Source organism: Shinella yambaruensis, assembly GCF_022899355.1.
Lineage (GTDB): Bacteria > Pseudomonadota > Alphaproteobacteria > Rhizobiales > Rhizobiaceae > Shinella > Shinella yambaruensis.
The window spans coordinates 171,502-184,734 of record NZ_JALJCK010000011.1 but is presented as its reverse complement, the minus strand read 5'-3'; the positions used below and the strand labels follow the sequence as shown (position 1 = coordinate 184,734).

Here is a 13,233-nt window from a genome sequence, read left to right as displayed (position 1 = left end):
ACGAACATAACACGGCATCACTTCGACGCTACGTCGAACCGGCCAAGGCATACTATTGAAAATACAGAGACTTCGCTGCCGGAACGACAAACGAAAAAAGCCGAACGCACGCGCCGTTCGGCTCAATGTCACAGCAGGAATGTTGATATCGCGCCCCCTTAAGGAAAGGACGTGCGATGAAACCCGTCAAAGCCGGCTGGCGATCGTCCTTGCGACCAGGGCCAGCGAGACGGCGCCGGCATCCGGATGACCGATGCTGCGCTCGGCAAGCGGACGCGCCCGGCCGAGCCGCGGCGAGAGCGGCGCGGTGGCCTGGGCCGCCTCTTCGCAGGTGACGCTCGCCTTCCGCCAGGCGTCCTTCAGGGACAAGCCGTCCGCCCTCGCCGTTTCGAGCGCCGCGACGAAGGGTACGAAGGCATCGACGAGGGTCTTGTCGCCCGGTTTCGCCCCGCCAAGACGCATCACGTCATCGAGCGCCAGGCGCGCGCCCCGCACGATATCGGCCTCCAGCAAGGCCTTCTCGTCGGAGAAGGCGGAACTCCACGACCGCAGCAGCAGGCCCCAGATCGCACCGGAGGTTCCGCCGGCCCGATCCGCCCAGGCATCACCGGCGACGGCCAGCGCTGTTTTCGCACCGGCGCCGCGCGCCATGGCCTGATGCATGGCGTCCCGCGCGGCGGCCGCGCCGCGCCGCATGCCCTGGCCATGGTCTCCATCGCCGGCAAAGGCATCGATCCGGCCGAGTTCGGCCTCCGCCTCCTCCAGCGCCGAAACCATGGCGTCGAGAATGCCGGCAAGGCAGCGGGCACTCTCGCGCGAGGCGCCGGAAGCCGGGCCGACGGCCGGCGCCTCGTCCGCGGCATCCTCCACGAGTGCGGCGGGCTGCGTTTGAAAACCCTCGCCGCGTCGGAAGACCGGCGTATCGCAGGGCGCAAGCCAAAAGCGCTCCAGTTCCTCGTCGAGCCACATCACCGTCAGCGAGCAGCCCTGCATGTCGAGGCTGGTGACATATTCGCCGGCCTCGGGCGCGACAAGATCGACCCCGGCCGCCGCAAGCCGCCCCTCGACCGCGCCCCAGAGCACGAACAGTTCCTCATACTTGGTGGCGCCGAGGCCGTTGAGCAGCACGGCGGCGCGGCGCGCGCCGGCCGGACGCTCGGCGAGCACCGTATCCACCAGCAGCGTTGCAAGGTCGCCCGCCGGAACGATCTGCGTATCGCGGATGCCGGGCTCGCCATGGATGCCGAGGCCGAGCGCCATCATGCCCTTGGGCACGGTGAAGAGCGGCGCCGTCGCACCCGGCAGCGTGCAGCCGCCGAAGGCGACGCCGAACGAGAAGGTGCGCGCATTGGCGAGCCGCGTCACGCGCTCGACCTCGTCGAGGGACAGCCCCGCCTCCGCCGCCGCGCCGGCCACCTTGAAGACGAGGAAATCGCCGGCGATGCCGCGCCTTTGCAGGTGCCTATCCGCCGGCGCGCTCGCCACGTCGTCCGTCACGGCGACGATGCGCACGTCGATGCCTTCCGCCCTCAACCGCTCTGCCGCAACGCCGAAATTGAGCACATCGCCGGCATAATTGCCGAAGCCGAGCAGGATGCCGCCGCCAAAGTCCGCCTTGCGGCAAACCCGGGCGACCGCTGCCGTCGAGGGCGAGGCGAAGATCTCACCCGCCACGGCCGCGTCCGCCATGCCCGGCCCGACATAGCCGGCAAAGGCGGGATAATGTCCGGATCCGCCGCCGACGATGACCGAAACCTTTCCGCGCGGCACCGCGGCGGCGCGCACCACACCACCCTTCACCAGCCGCACGTAACGTCCGTAGACCCGAGAGAAACCCGCCAGCGCCGCCGAGGCAAAGGTTTCGGGATCATCGACAATCTTCGTCATACCGGTCCTCCCCGCAGGCAATCACGCCGCGAAGATGCAATATTGGTCGAAGGGAGAAAAGAGCAAAGGGGTCAGGCGGAACGCTCGGCATCCGCCACGATGACGTTGATGCCCTTCGAGCGCATGCGCGAGAGATGCGAGATGGGGATATCCTCGTCGACGATCACGGCGTCGAATTCCTGCAGCCCGGCAAAGTGGTGCAGCGCACGCCGCTCGAACTTGGTGTGATCGGCCAGGAGCACACGCTTGGTGGAACTCTCGAACATGGCCCGTTTTGTCTCCACCGTCTCCGGCGACTGGTGATAGACCACGTCATCGACGATGGCCGAGAGCGACATGAAGACGGTATCGGCCCTCAGGCGCCGGATCTCGTTGGTGGTGATGTGCCCCATGAAGGCATTGCACCAATTGTAGAACTGGCCGCCGAGACAGATGAGGTTGACGTCGTTGACGTCCTTCAACTCGTTGATGAGCACGAGCGAATTGGTGATGACCGTCAGCGGAACCTTGGCCGGCAGGAAGGCGGTCATCTCGTGCACGGTGGTGGCGTCGTCGAGAAAGATGGCCTGTCCCGGCTCGACGAAGCGCATGGCGGCACGGGCGATCGCCTTCTTCTCCTTGGCTTGTTTCGTTGCCCGGTAGACGTCGGAGGATTCGATGAGGCTGGTCGGCGCGGCGGAAACGATGCCGCGCGTCTTGCGGAACAGGCCGCGGCTGACGAGTTCGTCGACATCGCGGTGCGCCGTCATCAGGCTGATGCCGAAGCGCTCGGTCAGGTCCTCGATGCGGATGGAGCCTTCGGCGATGACCGTCTCGGCGATCATCTGCCGGCGCACCAGCTGGCGCGCATGCCGGCTGTCGCTCGGCAGCTCTTCCGAAAGCAAATCCTTGACGTCGACTTTCTTGTTCACCGGAGACCCTGCCAATATTTCGAGGATAGCGTTTCGTATCTCGTATCGGGCGGCAAGGGAAATGCCAAGCTGACCCCGGGCCTCGCCGGGATGCGAAAGGAGAGCGCCCGCAGGGGCGCTCCCCGCGCCGATTACTCGCTCAGAACGAAGGGAGCGGTGTACTTGTCGACATTGTCCTTGGTGATCAGCAGGCAATCGAAGAGCTGCTTCTCGCTCGCCGCACCCGTGCTACCGTTCTTGATCACGTTGTCCGCCTGCTTGACGGCCTCTTCGGAGAAGACGGCGACCGGCTGGAGAACCGTGTACTGCAACTCGCCCGCCTTGATGGCGGCAACCGCATCCGGCGAACCGTCGAAGCCGCCGACCTTGACCTGCTCCAGCTTGCCGGCCTCTTTCAGAGCCGCGATGGCACCGAGCGCCATTTCGTCATTGCCGCTGATGACGCCGATGATATCCGGATTCGCCTGCAGCATGGACTGCATCTTGGCGTGACCCTTGGTGCGGTCCCAGTCGGCGACTTCCTTGGCGGCCTTTTCGAGGTCCGGATACTGCGTCAGCACGGTCTCGTAGCCGTTCGAGCGCGTCGCGGCATTGTTGTCGGCCGGATTGCCGAAGAGCTCGGCATATTTACCCTTGTCGCCGACCGCCTCGACCCATTGCTGCGCACCGAGGGCCGCGCCCTGGGCGTTGTTCGAGACGAGCTGCGCCTTGGCAAGGCCTTCCTGGTTGATCTCGGCATTGACGAGGATGACCGGAATGCCCGCGGCGACGGCCTTCTTGACCGCGCCGACCGAACCGTCGGCATTGGCCGGATCGAGGATGATTGCGACCGACTTGTTGGTGATCGCGGTGTCGATCAGGTTGCTTTCGGTGTTGGTGTCCCCCTTGTGGGCGCCGACATTCGCGGTATAGCCGAGCTTTTCCGCCGTCGCCTTGGCGACTTCGCCTTCCGTGAACCAGTAGGGGTTGGACGGATCGTTGACGATGATCGTCATCAGGCCTTCGGCGAAGGCGGAGCTGAAGAGCAACGGCACGACGGCGGTTGCTGCGAAGAGTACACGCATACCTTTTTTGAACATGGTCTCACTCCCTTTGTTGAGTCCGGTTGCGCCGATTTCGGCAATACTTTCTGCTGCCGGGCGCTCGATGGTCCGCCTCTCCCGGCCGCAGTCAGTTCCTGTCAGTCGCCGCTTACCTTAGCGGCGACCGTATTTGATGCTGTTCAACAGAACGGCGGTGACGATCACGGCGCCGGTGAAGACCGTCTGCCAGTAGGCCGAGACGCCGATGATCACGAGGCCGTCCGACAGGAAGCCGATGACGAAGGCGCCGAGCATGGTGCCGATGACCGTGCCGCGTCCGCCCGTCAGCGCCGCCCCGCCGATGACCACGGCGGCGATCGCCGTCAGTTCGTAGGTCGTGCCCGCCGTCGGTCCGGCCGAGGTGAGCTGCGAGGAAAGCACCAGGCCCGCGACGGCCGCGCAGACGCCGGAGAGCACATAGACGGTGATCTTGACCCGCTTGACCGGCACGCCCGAAAGCTCTGCCGCCCGCTCGTTGCCGCCGGAAGCATAGAGCCAGCGGCCGAAGGCCGTGCGCGTCAGGAGGATGTGGCAGATGATCGCGAAGACGAGCAGGACGAGGACGCCGATCGGCACGCCGGCAAGGCGATTGAAGCCGAGCCAGTCGAAACCGGTATTGCCGAGCTCCGGGCGGCCGCCGAGATTATTGTAGGTGAGGCCGTTGGTCATCAGGAGCGCGATGCCGCGGGCGACATAGAGCACGCCGAGCGTCGCGACGAAGGCGGGCACGCGCAGATAGGCGATCAGCACGCCATTGACCGCCCCGACCACCGCGCCGAGCAGGCAGGTCAACACCACCACGACCCAGACCGAGGGATAGAGGATGACGCCAAGCTGCGGCAGAGTCACGCCCTGCATGAGAAAGCCCGCGACGACCCCGGCAAGCCCGAGCGTCGAGCCGACCGAAAGATCGATGCCGCCATTGAGGATGACGAGCAGCATGCCGATGGCGAGCAGGCCGAAGATCGCCACATGCGAGGCCATGATGAGGAAGTTGCTGACCGTGAAATAGTTCGGCGACATCAGCGAGAAGACGACGACGATGGCGATCAGCGCGAAGAAGGCGCGGCCTTCGAACAGGAGCTCGACGAAGCCCTTCTTGCGCTTGCCGCTGCCGGCCGCTGCCTTTGTGTCGATTGCAGGTGTGACTGACATTGCTTCAGCGCTCCTAGTGCATTTCCAGCCGAAGCATCGCTTCGGCGTCGGAGAATGCGATAAAAACAACAACCCAGAGCAATTCCGGTGAACCGGGATCGCTCTAGTGGGCATGCACGGCTTCGCCGGAGGCGGCCATGATCTGTTCCTTGGTCACGTCGGGACCGAATTCCGCGGAGATGCGGCCGCGCCGCATGACGAGGATGCGATGGGCGATGCTGAGGCATTCGCCGACCTCCGACGTTGTGTAGACGACGGCGAGACCCTGTTTCGCCCGCTCGGCGAGCAGCTTGAAGACCTCGGCCTTGGCGCCGATGTCGATGCCGCGACTCGGCTCGTCGAGCAGGATGACGTCGGGATCGGTCGCCAGCATCTTGCCGATGACCACCTTCTGCTGGTTGCCGCCGGAGAGCGAACCGATCGCCGCCCCGCCGCCATCGGTCTTGATGTGCACCTTGCGGATGGCGTTGCCGACGAGGCCCGCCTCGCGGGTGTTAGAGGTGAAAAGCCCGCGCGTGAAGGCGCCGAGGCTGGCGAGCGACAGGTTGCGGCCGACCGTCATGGTCTGCACCAGGCCGTCGCGCTGCCGGTCTTCCGGCACGAGCACCAGGCCGTCGCGGATGCACTGCGAGATCGACTGCCCGGTGACGTCGCGGCCCTTCAGCACCACCCTGCCGGCCGACGCCTTGAGGCGGCCCGCGACCGTTTCGAGCAGTTCCGTGCGGCCCGCGCCCATCAGGCCATAGATGCAGACGATCTCGCCCGCCCGCACCGCAAGCGAAAGCCCGTCGACGACCGCATAGCCGGCACCGCCCGGATCTGCCACCGTCAGCCCTTCGATGGAGAGTGCGACATCGCCCTTCTCGTAGCCGGCCGGCGGGGCGCCGAGATCGAAATTGTCGCCGACCATGTGGCGGACGATCCATTCTAGGTCGATATCCTTGCGCTCGGCATAAGCCGTCATCGCACCGTCGCGCAGCACCACCGCATGGTTGGTGATCTGCAGGGCCTCTTCGAGATGGTGCGAGATATAGACGATGGAGACGCCGCGATTGGTAAGGTCCCGAATGACCTTGAACAGCACCTCGACTTCGGAGGCGCTGAGCGCCGAGGTCGGCTCGTCCATGATGAGGATGCGCGAATTGACCGAAAGAGCCCGCGCGATCTCGACGATCTGCTGCTGGCCGAGGCGCAGGTCCTCGACCGGGGTAAGAGGATCGATATCCTCTTCGAGTTCAGCCATCAGGAGCCGCGTCTGGCGCTCTTCCTCCGCGAAATCCACGCCCGTCGCCGTCATGATCTCGCGGCCCATGAAGATGTTGTCGCGGACGTTCATGTTCGGCGCGAGGCTCAGCTCCTGATGGATGATGGAGATGCCGCGGTCGCGTGCTTGGGAGGATGACGCGAAAACGATCGGATCTCCATCGAGAAGGATTTCGCCGGACGTCGGCTGCACCACGCCGGAGAGGATTTTCATCAGCGTCGACTTGCCGGCGCCGTTCTCGCCGAACAGCGTCGTCACCTGGCCGCGGTGAATGTCGAAATTGACGCCCTTGAGGGCATGGATGTTGCCATAGGCCTTCGCCACGTTGCGCGCGGCGAGCACGACCTCATCCTTCCGGCCGGGATCAAGCGCGCTCATTGGACGTCGAGCCTCACGGGCGTGACGATCCAGCTCTTCGGATTGACCAGCTTGAAGACGCCGATCACCGAGACGGTCTTGCCGGTGAGCGCCGCCGGATCGATGCCGGTGAGCACGACCTTCTTAACCTCGTTGTTGATGGCGGAACCCGCGTCCTGGTATTCGATCTGGTTCTTGAACTGGCCGAATTCGATCTGGCCGGTCGCATCGCGCAGGTCCGTGCCGTTCAGCGCCGGCCCGGTCTGCACGCGCAGGGTCAGCTCGGCCGGCAGGCCCTCAACGGCGACGACATTGTAGTTCGCCTTGCGTTCGCCGACGGTGCCGGTGAACTTGACCGGGATCACCGGCCCGACCGAGGTCGCAACGCCGTATTTCTCGCCGGCCGCCTTCCTGTCGGCGGCGATCGCCTGCGCCAGCTCAACGGCATCGACAGCGCGCGTCTCGACGCTCTGCTTGATCATCGGGAACTGCTCGGCGCCGAAAGCCTCGGCCGAGAATCTTTGCACCTGAACGTCGTTTTCCGAGCCGATGCGCACGATCTTCGTGTCGAAGATCATGGCGCCGACCAGCACCGCGGCGGCGGCGACACCGATCCAACGGACGTTTCGCGCGGGCTGGGGCGATTTCGATTGCGTGGCGTCAGTCATGTCGATGGGCCTTGCGATTGAACGAAGGAAGTTTTTAGCGGGCGCTCCGGCACGGCGCCGATGGCGCACGCGCGTCTGCATATGCGCTGCGGCCATCGGGCTGCGCTCTCTTCCGAGCAAAAAGGGTCATGACATCCTCCCATGAACGGCGCCCGCCAGTCTCCTCACCGGCTTCGCGCTGCAGTGCACACATTTTCGCAGTTGCGGTATAAATGTGTTATATGTCGCAATGTATATGTTAAATTAACACAACCTGTCAATCGGCCTTTTTGCCCACTGCATCTCCTTCCGCCACGCCCACACTCAAGAAATCACCCCTGCAAGAGAGGACAGAACGAAGGAAGCGCTGCTGCCGGGCGGCCTCCGGCACAAACAGGCAGGCGGCATTGATAGTCAATCAAACCATTGATTAAACTGAGCATAAATTGAAGTACAAGCGCCGACTACACGGCAGCGACCGCATGCCGGCACCATGGCACGGGAAAGGTAGCGGCGGACGAGCTGCAAAAGCCGCCCGCCGCCCGTGAACATGCTTATCGCCTATAATATCTGAAAAAAAATTCGATGCTCGAAAAATTTTACGAGACACATGATAACTTTGTGGTATGTTCCATGGCGACATTCGGGAGGTTCGTGGTAAATTCCGTACGGACGGGCAGGTCCTGATCCGAAAACCACGCATTAAGGCCGAAGAGACTATCGGGAGGATCGAATGCTCTGTTTCGGGTCAGGCGAAGCGGCACGGGCTGTCGCGGGATCCGCGGGTGCATGCCATGGTTGAAGCGGCTGACCTGATCATCGGCATCGACGCCGGCACCTCCGTGATGAAGGCCGTCGCCTTCACGCTTGCGGGCCGCCAGATCGCCAGCGCTTCCGTGCGCAACACCTACAGGACCGGCGAAGACGGCGCCGTCACCCAGTCGCTCGACCAGACCTGGCTCGACTGCACGCGCGCCCTGCGCGGCCTGGCCGAAAAGGTCGAAGGCCTCGCCAAGCGCACCGCCGCCATCGCCGTCACCGGCCAGGGCGACGGCACCTGGCTCGTCGGCGCGGAAAACCGGCCGGCCGGCGACGCGTGGCTCTGGCTCGACGCCCGCGCCGCACCGACCGTCGAGCGGCTGGCCGCTGCGGACGCCGACCGCGTACGCTTTTCGGCGACAGGCACCGGCCTCAACACCTGCCAGCAGGGCACGCAGCTTGCCCATATGGACCAGTATTTCCCGGAGCTGCTCGCCGAAGCCGAAACGGCCATGCACTGCAAGGACTGGCTCTACCTCAACCTCACCGGCATCCGCGCCACCGACCCGTCCGAGGTGAGCTTCACCTTCGGCAATTTCCGCACCCGCCGCTATGACGATGACGTGCTCGCCGCCCTCGGCCTCACCCATCGCCGCAGCCTGCTGCCGGAGGTCATCGAGGGCACGCAGACCGTACATCCGCTGACGGCCGAAGCGGCCGCCGCCTCCGGCCTCGTGGCCGGCACGCCCGTCTGCCTCGGTTATGTCGACATGGTCATGACGGCGCTCGGAGCAGGCGTGCGCAGCGAAGGCCGCAACGCCGCCTGCTCCGCCATCGGTTCGACCGGCGTGCATCTGCTGGCAAAGCCCGTCGGCGACGTGGTGCTCAACGCCGAGCGCACCGGCTATGTCATCACCCTGCCGATCCCCGGCATCGTCACCCAGGTCCAGACCAACATGGGCGCGACGATCAATCTCGACTGGCTGCTGCAACTCGGCGTGGACCTGCTCGGCGAATTCGGCATCCCCGTCGGCCTTGACGAGATGATCACCCGGATCGACCCCTGGTTTGCCGAAAGCAGGCCCGGCAACATCCTCTATCATCCCTATATTTCCGAGGCCGGCGAGCGCGGCCCCTTCGTCAACGCCCGGGCACGCGCCAATTTCACCGGCCTTGCCAGCCGCCATCGCTACCCGGATCTCGTGCGCGCCGTCGTCGAGGGCCTCGGCATGGCGACGCGCGATTGTTACGCCGCCATGGGCGCCCTGCCGCCGGAACTGCGCATCAGCGGCGGCGCAGCACGCTCCGTGGCGCTGCGCGGCACGCTCGCCGCGGCGCTGGGCGCGCCGGTGCGGGTCAGCAGCCGGGAGGAGGCCGGCGCCGCCGGCGCTTCGATGATGGCCGCCGTCGCCATCGGAGCCTACCGCACCATGGACGATTGCATCGCCGACTGGGTGACGCCCGAGCTTGGCACGGCCGAACCGCCGGCGCCGCAAGGCACCGAACGCATGACGCGCCTCTTCGCCGCCTATTCGGATGTGCGCCGGGGCATCGCTCCCGCCTGGGACATCCTGGCTGCGCATTGAGGAAAACGATCGCGCCTTCCCGCGGGGCGCCGAAGGAGACTGAGATGAACGAACCCGAGCATATCGACCTCTTCGTGATCGGCGGCGGCATCAACGGCGCCGGCATCGCCCGTGACGCGGCCGGCCGCGGGCTGAAGGTCGTGCTCTGCGAAAAGGGCGATCTCGCCGAGGGCACCTCCTCGCGCTCCGGCAAGCTGGTGCACGGGGGTCTGCGCTATCTCGAATATTACGAATTCCGCCTGGTGCGCGAGGCGCTGATCGAGCGCGAGGTGCTGCTCAACGCCGCCCCGCACATCATCTGGCCCATGCGTTTCGTGCTGCCGCACAGTCCCGAGGATCGCCCCGCCTGGCTCGTGCGTCTCGGCCTCTTCCTCTACGACCATCTCGGCGGCCGCAAGAAACTGCCGGGCACGCGCACGCTGGACCTGAGACGCGACCCCGAAGGCACGCCGATCCTCGACCAGTATACGCGTGGCTTCGAATATTCCGACTGCTGGGTGGACGACGCCCGGCTCGTCACGCTCAACGCCGTCGGCGCGGCGGAAAAGGGCGCCGTGGTGCTGACCCGCTCGCCCGCGATCTCCGCCCGCCGCGAAAACGGCGCCTGGACCGTGACGACGAAGAACAGCCTGACCGGCGAGACCCGCACCTTCCGCGCCAGATGCGTGGTCAACTGCGCCGGCCCCTGGGTTTCCGACGTCATCAACCGCGTCGCCGGCTCCAACTCCACGCGCAACGTGCGCCTCGTCAAGGGCAGCCACATCATCGTTCCGAAATTCTGGGCCGGCGCGAACGCCTATCTCGTGCAGAACCATGACAAGCGCGTCATCTTCATCAACCCCTATGAGGGCGACAAGGCGCTGATCGGCACCACCGACATCGCCTATGAGGGCCGCGCCGAGGATGTCTCTGCCGACGAGAGCGAAATCGACTACCTGCTCAAGGCGGTGAACCGCTATTTCAAGGAAAAGCTGCGCCGGCAGGATGTGCTGCATAGCTTTTCCGGTGTGCGTCCGCTGTTCGACGACGGCAAGGGCAATCCCTCCGCCGTCACCCGCGACTATGTCTTCGATCTCGACGAGACGGGCGGCGCGCCGCTGCTCAACGTCTTCGGCGGCAAGATCACCACCTTCCGCGAGCTTGCCGAACGCGGCATGCAGCGCCTCAGGCCCATCTTCCCGAACATGGGCGACGACTGGACGGAAAAGGCCCCGCTACCGGGCGGCGACATGCCGAACGCCGATTACGAGACCTTCGCCAACACCCTCTGCGACACCTATCCCTGGATGCCGCGCAAGCTGGTGCACCACTACGGCCGCCTCTACGGCACGCGCACGAAAAACGTCGTCGCCGGCGCAAGCAATCTGGACAGCCTCGGCCGGCATTTCGGCGGGCAATTCTATGAGGCCGAGGCCCGCTATCTCGTCGCCAGCGAATGGGCCGAGACGGCGGAAGACATCCTCTATCGCCGCACCAAGCACTACCTGCACCTGACCGAAGCCAAGCGCGCGGCCTTCGCCGTCTGGTTCGACACCGCCCGCCTCGCCGCCGCCTGAGGACCGTTATGCCGCTGACGCTCTCGCTCAACACCAATCCGCTGGTCAACCGCTTCGCCGATCCCGACGACCTGATCGACACCGTCGCGCGAAAACTGCGCCTGCGCGACCTCCAGCTCACCCATGAATTCATCAATCCGAGCTGGAACACCGCGACGATCCGCCGGCTGACGCGGCAGATGGACAAGGCGCTCCAGCGCACCGGCGTGCGCGTCACCTCGGGCATGACCGGCCCCTACGGCCGCCTCAACCATTTCGGCCATCCCGATGCGGAGGTGCGGCGCTACTATGTCGACTGGTTCAAGACCTTTGCCGATATCATCGGCGATCTCGGCGGCGCCGCCGTCGGCACCCAGTTCGCCATCTTCACCTATCGGGATTTCGACGATCCGGCTCGCCGCGCAGAGCTGATCGACATCGCCATCGACTGTTGGGCTGAGGTCGCCGAGCACGCAAAAGGCGCCGGCCTTTCCTATGTCTTCTGGGAACCGATGAGCGTCGGTCGCGAATTCGGTGAGACGATCGAGGCCTGCCTGTCGCTGCAGGACCGGCTCACCGCGGCAAATATGGCGATCCCCATGTGGATGATGGCCGATATCGACCATGGCGACGTCACCTCCGACAATCCCGACGATTTCGACCCCTATGCCTGGGCGCGCGCGGTGCCGAAGGTGTCCCCGATCATCCACATCAAGCAGAGCCTGATGGACAAGGGCGGCCACCGGCCCTTCACCTCCGAATTCAACGCCAGGGGCCGCATCCAGCCAGAGCCGCTGTTGCAGGCCTTCGCCGAGGGCGGCGCCGTCGACAACGAGATCTGCCTCGAACTTTCCTTCAAGGAGCGCGAGCCGAACGACCGCGAGGTCATTCCGCAGATCGCAGAAAGCATCGCCTTCTGGGCTCCTCACATCGATACCGGTGCATCGGACCTGAAGCTGGGCTGACCATCCCGAGGCCGCTTGCTAAGACTGGGCCTGAAGACCGCTTCCGGTTGAAAGCAGGACAGGACATCGCCGATGACCGACATTGAAGACTCCCTCGCCGTCCGCGCCGCCTGGCTGCACTATGTCGGCGGGTTCACCCAGTCCGCTGTGGCGAAAAGGCTCGGCATTCCCTCGGTGAAGGCGCACCGGCTGATCGCCCGCGCCGTCGCCGAGGGCGTGGTGAAGGTCAGCATCGACGGCGAGATCGCCGAATGCGTCCAGCTCGAGCTCGATCTTTCCACCCGTTACGGGCTCGACTATTGCGAGGTCGCACCCGATGTCGACGACGATCCGCTGGCCCTGACCACGCTCGGCCATATCGGCGCGGATTTCCTTCGGCGCGAAATCGAACGCGGCGAAGCCGCCGTCATCGGCTTCGGCCACGGCCGCACGCTCTCGGCGGCCGTGCATCATCTGCCGCGGATCAGCGCCAGCGGCACGCGCTTCGTTTCGCTGCTCGGCGGCCTCACCCGCAACTACGCCGCCAACCCCTACGACGTCATGCATCGCCTGGCGGCCAAGACGGGCACCCAGGCCTATGTGATGCCGGTGCCGTTCTTCGCCAACACCGAGGAGGACCGGGAAGTGCTGCTCTCGCAGCGCGGCGTCAGCGAGGTGTTCAACCTCGCCCGCAGCGCCGATCTCAAGGTCGTCGGCATCGGCACCGTCGACAACCAGGCCCACCTCGTAACCTCGGGCATGTTGCAGCCCGACGAACTGGAGGAGATCGTCGCGCTCGGCGGCGTCGGCGAACTGCTCGGCCATTTCTTCGACGCCAAGGGGCGCATCCTCGAAACCGCCGTGACCGCCCGGACCCTTGCCGCCTCGTTCTCGGAAGCGGGCGGGGACCGGATCGTCGCGATTGCCGGCGGGCCGGTGAAGACCGAGGCCATCCGCGCCGTGCTTCACAGCCACACCCTTCACGGACTCATCACGGACGAGCGGACGGCGCGGCAGCTTCTGCAGAGCTCGACATAGAAAAATCACAAAATCACATATTTTGTGTTATATTATGTGCGAAAGGATGTTATAGGCCTGACCGCAGC

The 13,233-nt window shown here is 65.1% G+C and carries 10 protein-coding genes; 4 read left to right on the top strand and 6 right to left on the bottom strand.

Translation table 11 applies throughout. The annotated features are described in order from the left end of the window. Positions 1-186: 186 nt before the first annotated feature. The 6 genes from MUU56_RS24230 to MUU56_RS24205 form a co-directional block, all read right to left on the bottom strand. Complete coding sequence (locus MUU56_RS24230; RefSeq protein ID WP_244769837.1) at positions 187-1,887, bottom strand: dihydroxyacetone kinase family protein; 1,701 nt, start codon at positions 1,885-1,887, stop codon at positions 187-189. 71 nt (positions 1,888-1,958) lie between these two features. Next, positions 1,959-2,813 (bottom strand): DeoR/GlpR family DNA-binding transcription regulator, encoded by an 855-nt coding sequence (locus MUU56_RS24225; protein ID WP_398432045.1) that lies wholly within the window; start codon positions 2,811-2,813, stop codon positions 1,959-1,961. Positions 2,814-2,929: 116 nt separating this feature from the next. Next, positions 2,930-3,877, bottom strand: coding sequence for a D-ribose ABC transporter substrate-binding protein (locus MUU56_RS24220; protein ID WP_244769835.1), 948 nt, complete (start codon positions 3,875-3,877; stop codon positions 2,930-2,932). 117 nt (positions 3,878-3,994) lie between these two features. Continuing rightward, entirely contained in the window at positions 3,995-5,035 is a 1,041-nt protein-coding gene (locus MUU56_RS24215; RefSeq protein ID WP_244769834.1) for an ABC transporter permease, read from the bottom strand. Between the two features lie 103 nt (positions 5,036-5,138). After that, positions 5,139-6,677, bottom strand: coding sequence for a sugar ABC transporter ATP-binding protein (locus tag MUU56_RS24210; protein WP_244769833.1), 1,539 nt, complete (start codon positions 6,675-6,677; stop codon positions 5,139-5,141). Next, positions 6,674-7,324 carry a DUF2291 family protein gene (locus tag MUU56_RS24205; protein ID WP_244769832.1) on the bottom strand — a complete coding sequence of 217 codons (651 nt, stop codon included), beginning with the start codon at positions 7,322-7,324 and terminating at the stop codon, positions 6,674-6,676. The genes MUU56_RS24210 and MUU56_RS24205 overlap by 4 nt, the downstream gene beginning before the upstream one ends. Before the next feature lie 773 nt (positions 7,325-8,097). On the opposite strand from MUU56_RS24205, the gene MUU56_RS24200 reads away from it, so the two are divergent. From MUU56_RS24200 to MUU56_RS24185, 4 genes are all read left to right on the top strand, one after another. Next, entirely contained in the window at positions 8,098-9,648 is a 1,551-nt protein-coding gene (locus MUU56_RS24200) for an FGGY-family carbohydrate kinase (RefSeq protein ID WP_244769831.1), read from the top strand. A gap of 44 nt (positions 9,649-9,692) precedes the next feature. Next, complete coding sequence (locus MUU56_RS24195) at positions 9,693-11,204, top strand: glycerol-3-phosphate dehydrogenase (protein WP_244769830.1); 1,512 nt, start codon at positions 9,693-9,695, stop codon at positions 11,202-11,204. An 8-nt stretch (positions 11,205-11,212) separates the two neighbouring features. Beyond that, positions 11,213-12,148 carry a sugar phosphate isomerase/epimerase family protein gene (locus tag MUU56_RS24190; RefSeq protein ID WP_244769829.1) on the top strand — a complete coding sequence of 312 codons (936 nt, stop codon included), beginning with the start codon at positions 11,213-11,215 and terminating at the stop codon, positions 12,146-12,148. A 72-nt stretch (positions 12,149-12,220) separates the two neighbouring features. Beyond that, positions 12,221-13,165: a sugar-binding transcriptional regulator gene (locus MUU56_RS24185; RefSeq protein WP_244769828.1), complete on the top strand. Its 945-nt coding sequence runs from the start codon at positions 12,221-12,223 to the stop codon at positions 13,163-13,165. The last annotated feature ends 68 nt before the right edge of the window (positions 13,166-13,233 follow it).